The sequence below is a fragment of the Myxococcus sp. XM-1-1-1 genome (genome assembly GCF_020037095.1).
Taxonomy (GTDB): domain Bacteria; phylum Myxococcota; class Myxococcia; order Myxococcales; family Myxococcaceae; genus Myxococcus; species Myxococcus fulvus.
Genome location: NZ_JAIQDH010000001.1, coordinates 544,624 through 562,698, shown reverse-complemented (window position 1 = coordinate 562,698; position 18,075 = coordinate 544,624). Strand labels below are relative to the sequence as shown.

Sequence of the window (18,075 nt, the reverse complement as noted above, 5' to 3'; positions counted from 1 at the left end):
ACGCATGCGCTCGCCGGACGGCCATGACGCAGTGCCTCTTTCATTCCCGCCGGGGTGTGGACTCGCGCACGGTGTCAGCGCCCCCGCACGCCCGAGGGGCGGCCACCCGCCAGGCCTGGGGCCGGAGCGGGGCCTGGCTTCCTGGTGGGTTCGGGTAGAATCAGCAACCGCTGCCTGTTAGGTCCAGACGTACGCCAAGGAGCAGCCGTGTTCCGATTCGAGTCCGACCGGGACCTCATCCAGTCCTTCCGCCCCAGAGACCTGCGCGTCATGGAGATGCCGCCGGGCCTCTCCTTCCCCCTGTTCGTCCGCGACTACCTGGCCTGGACCGAGACGTCCGGCCTGCGCGTGTACCTCATCTTCTCCGCGCCCGGCAGCCGGCAGCCCATTGGCATCATCTTCCGACGCGACTCGATGGGCGGGGAGAACGTCACCCGCATGTGCGAGTGGTGCCACCACTCCGGCGCGTCGAGCGAGGTGACCCTGCTCACCACCGACGTGAACAACAAGCGCCGCGTGGGCATCAGCCTGTGCGCGGACCTCCAGTGCAAGGAGCGCCTGGAGGACGCGGCCGACCGCGCCGGCCGGCACGCGCTCGAGGCGCTGGAGCAGCTGCGCGCCCGGATGTTCCGCTTCGCGAACGAGGCGCTCGGCATCGAGCTCGAGCCCGCCGCCTGACGTCCCCCGCTACCCCGCGGAGGCGCTCGCGCGCTGGACCTGGGGCACACCCGGCAACATGGGCGCCGGGTTGAGGGCCTGGACCAGCAGCGCCCGCAGCGCCTCGCCCAAATCGTCCACCACGCTCAGCGCGCCGGCCGGAGAGCCCTGGAGACTCTGGGGCACGTCCAGCCCCACGACGACGACGGGCATGCGCGCCTCCCACGCCAGGTAGTGCGCCAGGCCCACCGCGGGCTCGGACACGTCCAGGAGCAGCGCGCCCACGGCGCCCGCGCTGAAGGGCCGCCACAGGGGCCGCGCGGCCTCGGCGGGAGGCAGCACGCAGAAGTCCAGCCGCAGCACCTCGCTGAGCACCAGCCGCCCCAGCGTGCCGAAGCCGCTCTTCACCGCGGTGGGCTCCGCGGACAGGGCCTCCAGCCCCGGCACGCGCGCCATGATTCGCCGCGCCGCCGCCGCGCCGCTGCCGCACACGAAGATCTTGGCGGTGGCCACCTTCGCCGGCGCCTTGGTGCGCAGGATGCGGCCGCGCAGCGCGTGCACCTCGGCGGCGCCCAAGAGCTCGCCCGCGTTCGCGTCCGTGCCCGCCGCGTCCGCCAGCTTCGCCACGCCCCGCTGCATCAGCGTGGACAGCACGCCCAGCACTTCCAGGTCCGTGGCGGGTGCCAGGTCCAGCACCTCGCCCAGGGCCCGGGGCTGGCGCAGCAGGTCCACCACCTGCGCCGTCACCGGGTGCTGGTCCTGCTGCAGCGCCAGGTCCGGCGCGAGCATCAGCCGCGTGTGACGCGGAGGCAGGCCCGGCAAGAGCCGGTTCACCTCGTCCGACTGGCGCATGCCCTCCAGCAGCGCGTCGTCCATGGCGCGGTTGATGCGCGCCTTCGCGGCGTTCGCGCCCGGCGAGAAGGTGAAGGTGCCGTCGCCCCAGGCCAGCAGGCGGAACAGGGCCTTCTCCCCTTCCACGCGGCCCAGCTTCGAGTTGACGGGGCGGCCCTCCACCACGTGGATCTCCCCGCGCTCGTTGCCGCGCTCCAGCGACAGCTTGCCGCTGCGCCGGTTCATGCCGAGCAGCTGCATCAGGTCCGGGATGCTCAGCTGGCTGAGCGAGCCTTCGATCTCCTGCTGCTCGACCTTGAGGTCCTTGGCCGCCTCGTTGCGCCGGAAGATGTGCTCGATGCGGCTGAGCACCTCGTCCAGGTTGAAGGGCTTTCGCAGGTAGCCGTCGCGCAGGCCGCGGTAGCGGTCGCCGTCGAAGCTGGACGTGGTGAGGACGACGGGGATGTCCTCGGTGCGCGGGTTGGTGCGAAGAATCTGGATGAAGGTGCGCGCCTCCAGCAGCCGACAGTGCTCGTCGAACAGCGTGAGGTCCGGGTGGCGCAGCACCGCCACCTCCAGCGCCCGCGAGCCATCCGGCGCGTAGTGCACCTGGTAGCCCTTGGTGCGCAGCGCGCGGGACAGCGCGCGCACGGACTCGAGGTCGGGGTCGGCGATGAGGATCTTGCGCACCTGGGCCACGACGACGCTCCGCTTCGTATCAGTAGGGCTGCAGGTCGTACTCGGCCTGCAGCTTGGAGATGAGCCCGTCCACCACCGCGGTGTCCGAGGTGTGGAAGCCCCACGTCGCCCCGCGCCCCCGCCGCTGGATGAGCGCGTACGCCGCGCTCTCCGACAGCCAGAGGATGAACTCGTGTCGCGCCACCCGCTCGTCGCCCTCCAGGAACACGGGCGTCAGCGCGGGGTGCGACTCCAGATCCATGCGCCGGCCCAGCAGGTAGATGCGCGAGGACAAGTCAGGAGGCGCCGACTCCAGGCCCGCGGCGATGGGCAGGTCCGAGCGGATCTCCGGCCCGCCCACGTACAGCAGGCCGCGCGAGCCCGGGTCTCTCATCAGCTCGCGGGCGATCTCCGCCTGCAGCTCGTCGAAGAGCACGTCCGCCACCTTGCCCCGGCGGCTGGGCTCGGCGCGGTCGTCCACCGGCAGCTTGGGGCTGTTGGGCGTGCCGAGCAGCAGGTCCACCTCGTCCCAGAACGGCAGCCCGTCCAGCATCAGCCGCCGCTGCAGCGACGCGCGGCGCTCGTCCATGCGGCGCCGGCAGCGGTGCACCAGCTCGTCGAAGTCCTCCCCGTCCTTGGGGAAGGTGCTCGCGCCGCCCACCAGCGCCAGGGGCAGCCGCTGCTCCACGTCCTGGACCTCGGGCTCCTCGCGCACCGCCGCCACCGCGCGGCGCACGAACATCATGGCCCCGAAGAAGTCCGTCTCCGGCAACAGCAGGTAGAACTCCTGGTCGCTCGCCTTCGCGATGACGTCCGAGTCGCGGATGATCTTGCTGAGCGCCTTGATGATGCCGCGCACCGCCTTCTTCGCGTCCGCCGCGCCCTGCCGCACCCGCACCAGCGGCAGGTTGTCGATGGAGAACGTCAGCAGCGAGAAGGTGCGGCCGTAGCGCCGGGCCTTGTAGATCTCCTTGGACGCGTAGTCGGTGAAGTAGCTGAGGTTGTAGGCCGCCGTCTCGCGATCTCTCAGGCCCAGGCGCTGGAGCGCCATCATCCGGCGGCCGTTCTTCACGCCCACCGCGGCGAAGTCCGCCAGCACGCGCGCGTCGCGGGAGTGCTCCTGACGGAAGTCCCCGGCCAGCGGGTCGGACAGCTGCGCCAGGCCCACGATCTCCCCCGTGGCCATCAGCGGCACGTACAGCACCGCCGAGCGCTCGTCCCGCGCGAACCAGGGCTGCGCGTCCTTGAGCCGGCTGGCCAGCGGCCCCTCGGGGCTCATGCGCTCGGCGAGGAACTGCTTGTCGAGCAGGCCCCGGTACGCGCGCAGCACCAGGTCACCCCGGTCATCCAGCACCCACAGCGCGGCGCTCTGCGCGTCGCACACCGCCGACAGCTCCGAGATGATGCGCTCCTGCAGCCACTCCAGATCCGACTGGGAGATGAGCTCCAGGCAGCGCTGGTGCAGGTTGTGGAAGCGCGCGAACTCCATGTTCTCGTCGCGCAGTTGGGCCCGCTCCTTGCGCAGGGCGGCGCGCTCCAGGGCGCGGTCCACCGCGAGCACCAGGTCCGCCTCGTCCACGGGCTTGGCCAGACAGTCCGCCGCGCCCGAGCGCAGCGCCATCTCCGAGCCCTTGATGTCGGTGCGCTGGCTGACCAGGATGACCTCCTGGTCCGGGTCCCTCTCGCGCAGGCGCGCGGTGAGCGCGAAGCCGTCCACGCCCGGCATCACCACGTCGGTGATGACCAGGTCGAAGGGCGTGCGGGCCGCCTCCTCGAGCGCGGCCGTGCCGTTCTCCACGCAGACGACGCGGTGCCCATGACGGGCCAGCATGTCGCTGGCGAGCTGGCGGAAGAACAGGTCGTCGTCGACGACGAGAATGGGACCGGCCACGCGCTGTCTGACCCGGGTGCGAAGGGGGAGGTCGGAGGTTACCGGCCCCCAGCAAGCCCGACAACGCCCTCGAAGACGAAGGCGACCGGTCCCCGGAGGCGGATGTCGGACAGGTCGGCGGGCACGCGGATGCCCAGGTCGCCTCCCGGCAGGGTGACTCGCAGCCAGGTCTCGGGGGGCAGGCGTCCGGCCAGCACCGCCGCCACCGCGGACGCGCACGCCCCGGTGCCACACGCCTGGGTGAGGCCACAGCCCCGCTCCCAGACGACGACGGTGAGCCCATCCGGCTCCACCCGGACGAACTCCACATTGGTGCGGTCCTGGAAGGAGGGATGCCGCTCCAGCTCGGGCCCCAGCCTCGGCGCGTCCTCCAGCGGCCTGTCGAGCAGGACCAGGTGCGGGTTGCCCATGCTCACCGCGGACGCGCGCAGCTCGGGGTGTCCGGGCAGGGGCGTGTCCAGGAACGGACGCCCCGTGGCGCCCGACGGGAGGTTCGGGGCGACGAGCCGTGCCGGCCCCATGGAAATGTCCACTGAGACCACCCCGCCGTCTCCGTAGCCGGGCATGCAGGTGAGCACTCCGGCGCCCGTCTCCACGTCGATGCGCGCGGGCGTCTCCGGGGAGTGGTCGACCAGGTACTTCACCGCGCAGCGCAGGCCGTTGCCGCACATCTCCGCGATGCTGCCGTCAGCGTTGTGGACGACCATGCGAGCCAGGCCGTGCTCGGAGGGCAGGAGCGAGAGCACACCGTCCGCGCCGATGCCCAGGCGGCGGTCGCACATCCAGCGTGACGTGTCGGCGTCGATGTCCACCCCGGACCGGCGACGGTCCAGGACGACGAAGTCATTGCCCAGACCCTGGTACTTGAAGATGCGCTCGCGTGCGTCCACGAGCGCAATCCTAGTCGCGGAACGTCACTCGCGCTCGTCCGCCTTTTTCGGCGGCGAGGGGTCGGGCATGTCGAGCGCGGGCACGGCGGTGCGTGGCGGCTTGACCTGGGGGATGGTGGGCGTGCGGACGGGGATGCCGCCCGGGGGCGTGTGCACCACGCCCGTGCGCCGGGACAGCTCGCTCTTGACGGCCTTGAGCTCGGCGTTGGCGCGCTCGTAGATGTCCTGGACGGGGTTGGCGCCGGTCCGCGCCGTCTGGCGGCGCAGGGTGGCCAGCTCCGTCTCCTGGGCCTCGAGCTGGGTCTGGAGCGAGTCCACCAGGGACTGGAGGTGCTCCATCTCCGCGGCCATCTCCAGGACGGCCTCGGGCTGGGAGGAGGCCTTGAGCGCCTCGGTGGCGGCGAGCAGCTCGTTGCGCTCGGCCTCGATGGAGGACAGGCGCGCCTGCTGGTCCTTCACGAGCGACTCCAGGCGCTCACGCTCGTAGCGGTCCTTGAGGAGCTCCTGCTTCTCGGCGGTGAGGGCCTGGGCCTGGTCCTGGAGGCGCGTCAGCTCCGTGCGCAGGGTGGCGAGACGGTCGGACGTGGAGCCGTCCTTCTGCTGGAGCTGGCGGCGGGCCTCGTCGAGGGACTCGGAGAGGCGGGTGCGCTCGGCGCGCTCGGTGTCGAGCATGCGGACGGCGTCGGTGGACGCGGTCTCCATGGCGGTGATGCGGCCTTCCAGGCGGACGCGCGCGGCGCGGGCCACGGTCAGGTCGGACTGGAGGCGCTCGCGCTCGGCCTCGGCGCGGGCTGCGCGCTCCTGGAGGGACTGGAGGGAGGCGGCGCTCTGGGTGGCGGCGGACTCCAGCTCGGAGAGACGTGCTTCGAGCTCGGCGCGGCGGGACTCGAAGCCGGTGGTGGCCTCGGTCAGGCGGGCCTCGAGGGCGGCCTTCTCCGCGAGCCGGGCATCGCGCTCCTCGCGCAGGCTGGCGGTGCTGGACTCCAGCTCGGCGAGCCGCGACTCCAATACGACGCGGCCCGCGCGCTCGGTGTCGAGCTGGGACGCGACCTCCAAGAGTCGGGCCTCCAGGGTGTTCCGCTCCGTCCGCTCGGTATCGAGCCGCGAAGTGGTCTCGGTGAGCCGGGCATCCAGCGCGCTCCGCTCGGTTCGCTCGGCATCGAGCAGTGTAGTGGTCTCGGAGAGCCGGGCATCCAGCGCGGTGCGCTCCGCGCGCTCGGTGTCGAGCTGCGCGGTGGTGTCCGCGAGTCGCGCGTCCAGGGTGCTCCGCGCCGTCTGGTGCGTCTCCAGGTGCGCGGTGAGGTCGACGAGCCGGGCATCCCAGTCCGCGCGCGCCTGCTCCAGCGCCTCGGTGGTCTCGCGCAGGCGGGTCTCCAGCGTCGCGGCGCGCTCCTGCTCCGTCCGAGCCGTCTCGGTGACTCGCGCCAGCTCGGCGCGGGTCGCCTCCAGCGAGGCGCGCTCGCTCTCGAGCGTGCTCTCCATCGCGGTGGCCTTGCCCGCGAAGCGCCGTGCCGTCTCGAGCTGCACCATGAGCAGCTCGGCGTTCTCGCGCTGGGCCACCAGTCGCTCGCGCGCGTCCACCAACTCCGCGTCGAGACGCGCGAGATGCGCCCCACGCTCGTGGAGGGCGGCCATGGCGCGCTGGAGCTCCATCCCCAGGCGCATCACCTCCTGGCGCGCGGCCATCAGCTGGGTCAGCTCACCGCGAAGGTCCAGCACCTCCTGACGGGTGGCCTCCAGGGTGTTCTCGGTCTTCTCCAGCTCCGCCTCGCGCGCGGTGGCGACCTCGGCGAGCTTCGTGGCCTGGGCCTCGCCTTCGCGCACCTGCTCCCGCAGACGCTCCATCTGGGTCTGCAGCTCTTGCAGCGTCCAATCCCGCTCGGAGAGCTGGGCATCCACGGCGCGCTTCGCGGCCTCGGACTCGCCCAGGGACGTCTCGAGCGAGGACAGCCGGGCCTCCAGGGCCTCGCGCTGCGCCAGGGTCGAGGCTTCGACCTGGGCGCGATCCGTCTCCAGGCGCTCCACCGACTCGCGCAGCGACTGCTCACGGCTCGTGAGCTCCGCCAGCTCCGCGCGGACTTGCGCCAGGGCCTCACGCTCACGAGTCAGCTCCGCACGAGTCGCCTGTCCACCTTCCTGCTCGGTCGCGAGGGCCGCACGGACCTGGGCCAACGAGGCTTCCACCTCGGCGCGAGCCGTCTCCTCGGCGGACAGCGAGTCCCGGGTGCGAGCCAACGTCGCATCCACTTCGGCGCGAGCGCGCTGCTCGGCCTCGAGTCGTTCGTGGACGCGCGCGAGCCCGGCCTCACCGTCACTGCGCTCCTGACGTTCGATCTCCAGCTCCGCGCGGGTGGCGGCCAGCGCCTCTCGCTCCGAGGACAGCTCGGAGACCAGCGCCTCGCGAGCCTCTCGCTCCGCCGTGAGCAACCGGCGAGCCTCCGCCAATGAGGCCTGGGACTGGAGTTCACTTTGTTCCAAGGCCTCGCGAGCCTGCACCAGCGACGCAGACTCCCGGGTGCGCTGCTCGACTTCCGACTCGAGTTGGAGCCGCGCCGCGGACAGCGCCTCGTCCGCGCGGGCCTTCAGCGCCTCGATTTCGGCGATGCGGGCCAGCGCCGCCTCGAGCTCCGCCTCGGCGCGAGCCTTCTCGTCGGACTCCTTTCGAGCACGAGCCTCGACTTCGGAGAGCGAGGTCTCGACGCGGGCCTCGACCTCCGCGAGAGCCGCTTCGACACGCGCCCGGTCCTCGGCCTCCTTCTGAGCACGCGCCTCGACACGAGCGCGCTCCTCCGCCTCCTTCAGAGCACGAGCTTCCGCCTCGGCGAGCGCAGCCACGGCCTGCGCCCGCTCTTCGGCCGCCCGCTGAGCGCGGGCCTCGACCTCGGAGAGCGTCGCCTCGATACGAGCCCGCTCCTCGGACTCCTTCAGGGCACGGGCCTCGACCTCGGAGAGCGCAGCCTCGACACGAGCCCGCGCCTCGGCCTCCTTCAGTGCCCGAGCATCAACAAGAGCCTTCTCTTCAGCCTCCGTCCGAGCCCGAGCCTCGACCTCGGCAAGCGACGCCTCGACGCGAGCCCGGTCCTCAGCCGACTTCAGAGCACGGGCCTCGACCTCAGAGAGCGCCGCCTCGACACGGGCCCGCGCCTCGACCTCATTCAGCGCGCGGGCCTCGACCTCGGAGAGCGCAGCCTCGACACGGGCCCGCTCCTCGGCCTCCTTCAGAGCCCGAGCCTCGACCTCGGAGAGCGCAATCTCGACACGGGCCCGCGCCTCGGCCTCCTTCAGGGCACGGGCCTCGACCTCGGAGAGCGCAACCTCGACACGAGCCCGCTCCTCGGCCTCCTTCAGAGCCCGAGCTTCCGCCTCGGCGAGCGCCACCTCGATACGAGCCCGGTCCTCGGCCTCGCGTCGAACCCGCGCGGCCACGTCGGCGAGCGACTCCTCGACCCGGGCCTTGTCCTCGCCACCCTTCCGAGCGCGCTCCTCCGCCTCCGCGAGCGACGCCTCGATGCGAGCCTTCGCATCCGCCTCCCGCTGGACGCGCGCCATCGTCTCGGTGAGCTCCGCCTCGACCTCGGAAGCACGAGCCTCCGCCTCGACGAGCGAAGCCTCGACACGGGCCCGGTCCTCCGCCTCCTTCTGAGCGCGGTCCCGAGCCTCGGCGAGCAACTCCGCGACCCGCGCCTTGTCCTCGCCCTCCAGGCGCAGACGCGTCTCCGCCGCCTCGACCCGAGACCGCTCCTCCTGGAGGCTCGCCTCGACCCGCGCCTTCGCGTCGCTCTCGCGCGACAGCTCGACGCGAAGCTCCGCGAGCATCGCCTCGACCTGCCCGCGCCGCTCGGACTCCTCCTGGAGTCGAGCCTGGGCCTCCGCCAGCGTGCCCTCGACGTGGGTGCGCTGCTGGCCCTCGCCCTGGAGTCGCCCCTGGGCCTCCGCCAGGGACTCCTCGGCCCGGGTCCTCCGCTGGAGCTCCTCCTGGAGCTGGACCTGCACATCCCCGAGCGCAGCCTCCCACCGCGCGCGCCGCTCCGCCTCCGCGTCCAACGCCTCGCGGCTCTGCACGAGCGCCTGTCGCGCCTCGCTCAGCCCCGCCTCGGCCTCCGCGAGCGCCGCTTCCGAAGACTCCCGGCGCCCCTTCTCCGTCTCCAGCTCCGCGCGCAGCACCTCCAACGCGGAGCCCGACTTCAACCGTCCCTCCCGCTCGGCCTCGAGCGTCGCCTGGACCTCCGCCAGCGAAGCCTCCAGCGTCGCCCGCCGCTCCACCTCCGCGTCCAGCGCCTCACGGGTCCGCGCCAGCGTGGCCTCGGCCTCCACGAGCCGCTGCGTCGCGCTCTCCAGCTTGCCGCGAGACACCCGCAGCGCGTCCTCGACCGCGGCGCGAGCCTCGCGCTCCTGGTCCAGCTCGCCGCCCACCCGCGCGGCCAGCGCCGCCGTGGAGTCCCGCTCCTCCCGCGCCGTCTCCAGGTCCGCCTGCGCGGCCTGCAGCGTCGCCTCCAGCTCCTCCGCGCGCGCCGACTCCTCACGACGGGAACGACTGAGCGAGGAGACCTCCGCCTCCAGCTCCACCACCCGCCGCACCAGCGCCTGACGCTCGTCCTCCAGCTCCCGCTTGCGAGCCTCGGTCTCCGCGCGGATGGCGGCCTCGGTGCGAGCCTCCTCCCCCAGCACCTCCACCCTGCCCCGCTCGACCTGGAGCTCCCCCTCCAGCGCCGACAGCCGCGCCTGGAGCTGGGCACGCTCCGCCTCCAACGTCCCGGCAAGCCCCGCCTCGACCCGGGCGCGCTCCTCCTCCAATCCGGAGATGCGCACGCGGGCCTCGTGAAGCGACTCCTCCAGCTTCTGGGACGTCGCCCGGGCCAGGGCCTCGCGCTCGGTGAGCGCCGCCAGCTCGCGCGTCAGCCGGGCCTCGCGCGCCTGCGCGGCGACGAGCTCCGTCTCCTGCCCGCGCCCCTCGGCCTGGAGCGCCTCCAGCCGGGCCTCCGCGTCCCGCCGCGAGCCCTCGGCCGACGCCGCCCGCAGCGACGCCTCCGTCAGCTCCCGCGTCGCGCGCGCCAGCTCCGCTTCCTTCAAGGACAGGGCCGCCGCCGCCTCGCGCGCGGCCTCCTCGGCCCGAGCCGTCCCAATCTTCAGGTGCTCCACCGCCGCCAGGGCCGCCGAGTACTGCTCGGCGATGCGCAGCTCCCGCTCCCGCGCGGCCTCCGCGGCGCGACGCCGGTCCTCCACCTGCTCCCCGGCGCGCTCCGCCACCAACCGGTCCTTCTCCCGGTCGATGCGCAGCGTGGTCAGCTCATCCTGCAGCTCACGCACCTGCGTGTACGCCGCCGTCAGCCGCTCCCGAGCCTCCTCCAGGGACGCGGCCTGCTCCTCACGGCGCGCGCGCTCCAGCCGGAGCGTCTCCTGCCCCGCGAGCAGCTGGACACCGGCCTCCGCCTGCGCCCGCTGCGCCGCCTCCACCTCCAACCGCTGCGCCGTCAGCCGACGGTCCGCGTCCCCCAGCCGCTCGTGCGCGACCTGGAGCTCCAGCTCCCGCCGACGCAGCTTCCCGGCCAGGTCATCGCGCTCGCGCTGCGACTCCGGTGTGCCCCGCGCCTGCTCCAGCTGCGCGGTGAGCCGGGCCACCTCCTCGCGCGCCTCCTCCAACACCGGCTTGAGCGAGGCGACCTCCTCCTCGCGCGCCGTCAGCTCGGTGCGAAGCCGCGTCAGCGACTCCTTCAACCGCCCGCTGCGCTCCTCCCAGGACTTCGCGCGGGCGACCACCTCATCCAGCTTGCCCCGCGTGAAGGCCAAAGGCTCCGGCGGCAGCTGCACCCACGTGGGGTCCACCACCCGCGCCGGCTCCAGCCCCGCCACCACCACGAAGTACGCCGCCTCGCTGGTCTGCACCAGCGAGCCATCCACCTGCAGCCCATCCCCCTTCTCGAACGCCAGCTGGTACCCCAGCACCGGCGACTGCGTGGCCACCTCCACCTGGGGGAAGTGCACGTTGAGCGCATCCAGGAGCAGCCCGTACGTCGGCGGCGGCGAGCCCTCCTCGGCCTCCAGCAGCTGCGGCAGCGCCAGGCCCGCGATGTTGCGCAGGCCGCCCACCAGGAAGCCCTGCTTCGCCACCAGCCGCGCCAGCTCCGCGAGCAGCTCCGGGGCCCGGACGTACGGGGCCAGGTCCGCCACCATCACCACGTCGAAGCTGCCCGGCTCGAAGTCGTCGTAGATGTTGGCGCGGTAGCGCAGCGTGGGCCCACCGTGCGCCTTCTGCGCCGCCGACACCGCCTTCACGTCCGCGTCGCACGCCACCACCGCGCGCGCGCCACGCTCCAGCAGGAAACGCGCGCTCTCGCCTCCGGTGGAGGCCACCGCGTCGACCTCCAGCACCCGGCGGCGCGCGAAGAGGCTCTCGGCGAAGATGTAGCGGGGCAGCAGTTCACTGGGCCCCATGCGACGGAATGTGTGATGCATGGGTGTGTTCGGGGGTAGGAGTATAGCCGTGGGCCTCCGCGCCCCAAGGAAAGCGCCAGGCCACACGGTGGCCCCGGCGCCCGGACGTCAGGAGAGCAGGCGACATGAACGGAGCGGCACAGCAGGGCTTTGGCTATCGCGCACGGCGGACCTTCACGCGGTTGCTCGTGTTTTTCCTGATTATTGGACTCGGAGGCGTGGTCGTCTTCCTCCTGTCCCAGCTCAACGCGCGCACCTTCACCCTGGCCCCCGTGGACGGGCAGCTCGTCGTGATGAAGGGCCGCATGGCCCCCATGGGCGCCGTCCCCTACCGCCCCGGCGACCCCCGGCTCGCGGACGCCTACGCCCCCATCCCCCTGGAAGGACAGGACGTGATGGCGCTGACGATGAACAAGTACACCGAGCGTGACGAGCTGGACCGGGCCCTCTTCCCCCTCCTGGAGTCCCTGGCCCGCCCGCGCATCAACTCCGAGGAGCCCGCCAAGGTGGAGCAGGGCCTGTACTACCTGCGCCGGGCCGAGAAGCTCTCCGGCGTCACCGAGGAGCAGCGCCTCACCCTCCAGAAGCTCATGACCGAGGTGGCCTTCTTCCAGGCCCGCCAGAAGCTCGAGGACGCGCGCAAGCTGGTCAGCGACGCCCTGGTCCAGCTCAAGCTCGCCGCCGAGAGCCAGACGCGCCACGCGCGCAGCGCCCACCAGATGCTCACCGTCGTCACCCCGCCCGCCCGGGAGCTCGAGGAGGCCCTCCGCCGCGCCGTCCACACCCTCAGCGGGCCCCAGGAGGTCCCCCAGGCGGCGCCTCCCGCCCAGCCCGTCCAGTCACCCCCACCCGCACCCACACCGACCTCGCCGGAGGGGGCTCCCGAGGGGGCCTCGCCCACGCCGCCGGTCGATTCGGGCGTGGACTCGGGGACGACTCCCTGAGAGGGGCGCGCAACATCCGTCCTCCCAGGTCCGATTCGGGGCGCTTCGTACGGAGCGTCTCCGGACCTGGGACTCAGTGTTGTGAGGAGAACGTGACGGAGACCGTTGGAGATCGATCATAGATTGCAAGGGACGGACCTACCCAAGCACTAGATCTCGCGTTGACACCAACGGGTGCCCCCCATACCTTGTGCCCGGTCGACGACGCCCCACCATTCCGGTGGCGTCCCAAAGGGCTCAGGGAGGGGTTGTGGTTTCTTTACACACAGTAATCTACCCCGTATGTCGCCTGTGCCCTCCGGTCGCCTTGAGACCGTAGGTCCGCTGCGGTAGAGCGGGCCTTGTTCCCTACACATCCGTGCAGTTGTTTTCGTGGCCCGGGAAACCCCTCCCAGGGCAAGCTCTCCGCTTGTCCCTGTGGCCACGCCATCGCCATTTTGGAGTGAGCCGCTCGTGAACTTCGAGACGCCCGTGAAGCCCGCCTCCGCGCCCATGCCTGTCCCTCCCGCCACCCCCGGCCAATCCGGACCGAGCGCGAGTGCGGCACCCGTCGCGGCCCCCGAGCCCACGCAGAGCGAGTTCGCCCCCACCACCATGCGCGTGCGCAAGCGCAACGGCACCGCCGAGCCGGTGGACCTGAACAAGATTGTCCGCGCGGTGGGCAAGAGCTGCGTGGGGCTGTCGCGCGTGGACGTGATGCGCGTGGCCACGAAGACCATCTCCGGCCTCTATGACGGCGCCACCACGCGCGAGCTGGACAGCCTGTCCATCCAGACCGCCGCCGCGCTCATCGTCGAGGAGCCCGAGTACGCGCGCCTGTCCGCGCGGCTGCTCGCCACCTTCATCCAGAAGGAGGTCAGCAACCAGGACATCCACTCCTTCAGCCAGTCGGTGGCGGCGGGCCACAAGCACGGCCTCATCGCGGACCGCCTGCTGCAGTTCGTCCAGGCCAACGCCCGCAAGCTCAACGCGGCCATCGACCCGTCGCGCAATGACCTGTTCGAGTACTTCGGCCTGCGCACCGTCTACGACCGCTACCTCCTGAAGAACCCGCAGACGCGCGAGGTGCTGGAGACGCCGCAGGAGTTCTTCCTGCGCGTGGCGTGCGCGCTCAGCGGCGACAACGCGCGCGAGGCCATCGAGCTGTACCGGCTGTTCAGCTCGCTGGAGTACCTGCCCAGCTCCCCCACCCTGTTCAACTCCGGCACGCGCCACGAGCAGCTCTCCAGCTGCTTCCTGTTGGACTCGCCGGCGGACGACCTGGACGCCATCTACCGGAAGTACTCGGACATCGCGATGCTGTCCAAGTTCTCCGGCGGCATCGGCGTGGGCTACCACCGCGTGCGCGCGCGCGGCTCGCTCATCCGCTCCACCAACGGCCACTCCAACGGCATCGTCCCCTGGCTCAAGACGCTGGACGCGTCCGTGGCCGCGGTGAACCAGGGCGGCAAGCGCAAGGGCGCGTGCTGCGTGTACCTGGAGACGTGGCACGCCGACATCGAGGACTTCCTCGAGCTGCGCGACAACACCGGCGACGACGCCCGCCGCACCCACAACCTGAACCTGTCCAACTGGGTGCCGGACCTGTTCATGAAGCGGGTGGAGACAGAGGGCGACTGGAGCCTCTTCGACCCGAAGGTGGTCCCGCACCTGACGGACCTGTACGGCGCGGAGTTCGAGAAGGCCTACGTGGAGGCGGAAGGCGCGGGCCTGGCGATGCGCAAGGTGAAGGCGCGGGACCTGTACGCGCGGATGATGAAGACGCTCGCCCAGACGGGCAACGGCTGGATGACCTTCAAGGACATCTGCAACCGCAAGAGCAACCAGACGGGCCGTCCGGAGAACGTCATCCACCTGTCCAACCTGTGCACCGAAATCCTGGAGGTGACGAGCCAGGGTGAGACGGCGGTGTGCAACCTGGGCTCGCTGAACCTGGGCCGCATGGTGGTGGACGGGAAGTTCGACTTCGAGCGGCTGCGCGCCAACGCCCAGCTCGCGCTCAAGCAGTTGGACCGGGTCATCGACCTGAACTACTACCCCATCCCCACGGCGGCGGACTCCAACCGCCGCTGGCGCCCGGTGGGCCTGGGGCTGATGGGCCTGCAGGACGTCTTCTTCCAGCTGAAGCTGCCGTTCGACGCCCCCGAGGCGCGGGCCCTGTCGAGGAAGATCTCCGAGGAGATCTACTTCGCGGCGCTGACCACCTCGTGCGAGCTGGCCGAGCAGTTCGGCGCGCACCCGTCCTTCCCGGAGACGCGGGCGGCGAAGGGGGAGTTCCAGTTCGAGAGCTGGGGCGTGACGCCGGAGGACCCGGCGCGGTGGGAGGCCCTGCGGGCGCGCGTCCTGAAGCACGGCCTGCGCAACTCGCTGATGATTGCCATTGCGCCCACGGCGACGATTGCGTCCATCGCGGGCTGCTACGAGTGCATCGAGCCGCAGGTGTCCAACCTGTTCAAGCGCGAGACGCTCTCCGGTGACTTCCTGCAGGTGAACCGCTACCTGGTGCGCGACCTCCAGGCGCTGGGGCTGTGGAACGAGTCGGTGCGCAACCGCATCAAGCTGGCCGAGGGCAGCGTGCAGGACCTGACGGAGCTGCCGGAGAACCTGCGCGCCGTCTACCGCACGGCGTGGGAGCTGCCCATGCGCTCGCTCATCGACATGGCGGCCGACCGCGGCGCCTTCATCGACCAGAGCCAGTCGCTCAACCTCTTCGTGGAGACGCCGAACATCGGCAAGCTCTCCTCGATGTACTTCTACGCGTGGCAGAAGGGGCTGAAGACGACGTACTACCTGCGCTCGCGTCCGGCCACGCGCATCGCCAAGGCGACCATCGCCGGCAACGGCGCCACCGCGACGGCGCCCGTCACGCCCGCCCCCGAGGCCAAGGCCGCCAAGGTGACGGACGCGGAGGCCGTGGCGTGCTCGCTGGAGAACCCCGAGGCCTGCGAGGCGTGCCAGTAAAGAGGTCCTGATTCACAGACTTTTCGTCCTGGCGAGCACGCGTTCTCACGCGTGCTCGTTTTGTTTTGTGCGGGTGTGTCACGCACGGTGCGGAACCCGCATGAAGGCGCACGTAAGCAAGAGTTGTCAGGCGTGCGACCGCCGCGGGAATCGGTGGTCGCGGAGGATCCACGCAGCAGCCTGCATGGTATGGATCGCGCCCATGCTGCTCGAACCCGGCCTGAACCTGACGCTGCGTCCCATGGCGTATCCGGTTTTCTTCGAGATGTACCGGAATGCCATCAAGAACACCTGGACCGTGGAGGAGGTGGATTTCTCCACGGACCTGGTGGACCTCCGCTCGAAGATGACGGACGCGGAGCGACACCTCATCCACCGGCTGGTGGCCTTCTTCGCGACGGGCGACAGCATCGTCGGCAACAACCTGGTGCTGAACCTGTACAAGCACCTCAACGCGCCCGAGGCGCGGATGTACCTGTCGCGTCAGCTCTACGAGGAGGCGCTGCACGTCCAGTTCTACCTGACGCTCCTGGACACGTACGTGCCGGACCCGGGTGAGCGCGCCAAGGCGTTCGCGGCCATCGACAACATCCCCTCCATCCAGCGCAAGGCGCAGTTCTGCATGAAGTGGATGGACAGCATCCACGACGTGGACGCGCTGAAGACGAAGGAGGACCGGCGGCGGTTCCTCTTGAACCTCATCTGCTTCGCGGGCTGCATCGAGGGGCTCTTCTTCTTCGCGGCCTTCGCGTACGTGTACTTCCTGCGCAGCAAGGGCCTGCTCAACGGGCTCGCGGCGGGGACGAACTGGGTGTTCCGCGACGAGAGCGCGCACATGGCGTTCGCCTTCGAGTGCATCCAGGTGGCCCGCAAGGAGGAGCCGGACCTCTTCGACGCGAAGATGGAGCGCGACGTGGAGGCGATGATTCGCGAGGCGGTGGAGTGCGAGACGCAGTTCGCGCAGGACCTCCTGAGCGGCGGCGTCGCGGGCCTGTCCGTGCAGGAGATGCGGGGCTACCTGGAGTACACGGCGGACCAGCGGCTGCAGATGCTGGGCCTCTCCCCGGTGTTCAAGACGAAGAACCCGCTGTCCTTCATGGACCTGCAGGACGTGCAGGAGCTCACCAACTTCTTCGAGCGCCGCGTGTCCGCCTACCAGGTCGCCGTGGGCGTGGGCGCCGCGGGCGACGTCGTGCTCGACGCGACGTTCTGAGTCGTCTCGACGACGGGCCCGAGCACGACCGGGCCCGTCGCTCTTCGTGGGAAGGCGTCTCGGTAGAGGCTGACGGCGCACCTCCTGGCGCCTCGCATCCCGAAACGACCCGAGACCTCCGGGCACGTCGAAACAGACCCCACCCGGGCGGTTGTCTTTGACGTCGCGATGCCACGCCCCCGCGGGCACGACGTGGTCGAGAGACAGAAGACCCCCATCACGTACGGCGGTCCCGAAAGGCCACTTCGGCTCGACTTGCGCTGAACCCTCAATCCCCCCACAAGAGACAGCTCAAACAGAAGACATCCATCACCATCCAGCGGATGGCGCACGACGCCGTGTCCCGACACGTCGCTGTCGTCGGCGAAGCCCTGCTCCGCGAAGAGGTGACCATGGCCGTCAGCACTGGAAAGCTCATCGACCCCGGCGGCTGCGCCGCCTGCTCCATCGAGCTGACGGTGCCTCCAGGCACACAGGGCCTCGAGCCGCGCTTGGCCATCGCCCAAAGCTGGGAGCGGATGACCCATGACGCGCCCCCGTGGGACTTGAAGACCCACGCGCGCTGGACGAGCGGCGACACCTGGTAGTCCTATACTTATGACCACGACGCCTGGGACAACCAGACTCGCATCGAGCTGCCGGGACAGGGCGTCATCACCGAGTCATTCGACTCCGACCTCCATGCCTACCTCAGCAAGCGCCTGCTGCCGCCCCTGAGGAGACCCCGAGCGCGCGCCAGCCCCTGCACCAGCATGGCCGCCACGCATCACCTCCGGACGCAATCCGAGACATCGGCGGCACGTCGACGAAGCACGGGCGGGTGTCCATCGGCGGAGCGCGCCCGCGGTGAATCCCCCGGGTGTCACGTGATAGAAAGGGGGCACACCATGGACCGCGCCGCCCTGCTCTTCTGGCTCTGGATGCTCTTCTTCACCGTCAACGCGCTGTGGGCGCTGAGTCAGGCGGCCGTGGCCAGCTCATTCGGCGTCCGGCCCACGCTGGTGAAGCTGGGCGTCGGCCCGCGGCTCTTCACCCTGTCACTCGGTGGCATCCAGTGGGCGCTGCGGCCCCTGGTCCCCTTCGGCAGCGCGGTGAGCTTCGAGGACCCGACGCAGGACGCGGCGTCCTCGAAGGCGCCGGCCGACAACCGCCTGCGCCAGCTGCCCGTCGCGCTGCACGCGGCCGCCATCGTGCTGCCGTGGGCCGTGCTCGTCGGAGTCGCCATGGCCTGCCTGGGCCCTGGTGAGGGCCTGCGCCACTTCGTCACCGGCTTCGCCCTGCCCTTCCAGGTCTCGCTCCTCCCGGAGCGAATCGAGCGCTTCGTCGCCGTGCTGCGCGACGGAGAGCTCCTGCGCGCCTGGGGCCTGCTCAGCGCCAAGGTGGCCGCCGCCAACCTGCTGCCGCTGCCCGTGCTCGCGGGCGGCTCGCTCGTCATGCTCCCGTGGCGCAACCAGCGCGAGCGCGTGCCCGTCTGGGCCGCGAGCCTCAACCTGCTGATGATGGCCTTCGCGCTGCCCTGGGCCTGCTACGTCGTCTACCTGCTGGGCGCCGCGCTCCTCCGCTGAAGGCGCCTGGAGC

At 71.1% G+C, this 18,075-nt stretch carries 10 protein-coding genes; 6 read left to right on the top strand and 4 right to left on the bottom strand.

What is annotated here, in order from left to right:
• The first annotated feature begins 207 nt into the window (after positions 1 to 207).
• On the top strand, positions 208 to 678 hold the full coding sequence (locus K8640_RS02285; RefSeq protein ID WP_223745571.1) for an FBP domain-containing protein: 471 nt from the start codon (positions 208 to 210) through the stop codon (positions 676 to 678).
• A 9-nt stretch (positions 679 to 687) separates the two neighbouring features.
• On the opposite strand, the gene K8640_RS02280 is transcribed toward K8640_RS02285, so the two are convergent.
• Genes K8640_RS02280 through K8640_RS02265 form a run of 4 tightly spaced genes read right to left on the bottom strand, consistent with a single transcriptional unit; the run spans position 688 to position 11,400 of the window.
• Positions 688 to 2,187, bottom strand: a complete 1,500-nt coding sequence (locus K8640_RS02280; RefSeq protein WP_223745570.1) for a DUF4388 domain-containing protein — start codon at positions 2,185 to 2,187, stop codon at positions 688 to 690.
• Between the two features lie 19 nt (positions 2,188 to 2,206).
• On the bottom strand, positions 2,207 to 4,057 hold the full coding sequence (locus tag K8640_RS43045; protein WP_223745569.1) for a response regulator: 1,851 nt from the start codon (positions 4,055 to 4,057) through the stop codon (positions 2,207 to 2,209).
• Positions 4,058 to 4,095: 38 nt separating this feature from the next.
• Positions 4,096 to 4,947, bottom strand: coding sequence for a diaminopimelate epimerase (gene dapF, locus K8640_RS02270; RefSeq protein ID WP_223745568.1), 852 nt, complete (start codon positions 4,945 to 4,947; stop codon positions 4,096 to 4,098).
• Between the two features lie 24 nt (positions 4,948 to 4,971).
• On the bottom strand, positions 4,972 to 11,400 hold the full coding sequence (locus tag K8640_RS02265; protein WP_223745567.1) for a methyltransferase domain-containing protein: 6,429 nt from the start codon (positions 11,398 to 11,400) through the stop codon (positions 4,972 to 4,974).
• Between the two features lie 104 nt (positions 11,401 to 11,504).
• Here K8640_RS02265 and K8640_RS02260 point away from each other — a divergent pair, with 104 nt between their 5' ends.
• The 5 genes from K8640_RS02260 to K8640_RS02240 all read left to right on the top strand — a co-directional run bounded on the left by K8640_RS02260 (position 11,505) and on the right by K8640_RS02240 (position 18,062).
• Positions 11,505 to 12,323, top strand: coding sequence for an IF-2 protein (locus tag K8640_RS02260; RefSeq protein ID WP_223745566.1), 819 nt, complete (start codon positions 11,505 to 11,507; stop codon positions 12,321 to 12,323).
• Positions 12,324 to 12,776: 453 nt separating this feature from the next.
• Entirely contained in the window at positions 12,777 to 15,284 is a 2,508-nt protein-coding gene (locus tag K8640_RS02255) for a ribonucleoside-diphosphate reductase subunit alpha (protein WP_223745565.1), read from the top strand.
• A 202-nt stretch (positions 15,285 to 15,486) separates the two neighbouring features.
• Complete coding sequence (locus tag K8640_RS02250; protein WP_223745564.1) at positions 15,487 to 16,497, top strand: ribonucleotide-diphosphate reductase subunit beta; 1,011 nt, start codon at positions 15,487 to 15,489, stop codon at positions 16,495 to 16,497.
• Positions 16,498 to 16,889: 392 nt separating this feature from the next.
• On the top strand, positions 16,890 to 17,084 hold the full coding sequence (locus K8640_RS02245; RefSeq protein WP_223745563.1) for a hypothetical protein: 195 nt from the start codon (positions 16,890 to 16,892) through the stop codon (positions 17,082 to 17,084).
• Between the two features lie 300 nt (positions 17,085 to 17,384).
• Positions 17,385 to 18,062, top strand: a complete 678-nt coding sequence (locus K8640_RS02240; protein WP_223745562.1) for a site-2 protease family protein — start codon at positions 17,385 to 17,387, stop codon at positions 18,060 to 18,062.
• Positions 18,063 to 18,075: the final 13 nt, after the last annotated feature.

Bases quoted from the DNA above. Each gene is read 5' to 3' on its own strand.
- K8640_RS02260 (WP_223745566.1), top strand. From the start codon at position 11,505: ATGAACGGAGCGGCACAGCAGGGCTTTGGCTATCGCGCACGGCGGACC.
- K8640_RS02250 (WP_223745564.1), top strand. From the start codon at position 15,487: ATGCTGCTCGAACCCGGCCTGAACCTGACGCTGCGTCCCATGGCGTAT.
- K8640_RS02245 (WP_223745563.1), top strand. From the start codon at position 16,890: ATGGCCGTCAGCACTGGAAAGCTCATCGACCCCGGCGGCTGCGCCGCC.
- K8640_RS02265 (WP_223745567.1), bottom strand. From the start codon at position 11,400: ATGCATCACACATTCCGTCGCATGGGGCCCAGTGAACTGCTGCCCCGC.
- K8640_RS02240 (WP_223745562.1), top strand. From the start codon at position 17,385: ATGGACCGCGCCGCCCTGCTCTTCTGGCTCTGGATGCTCTTCTTCACC.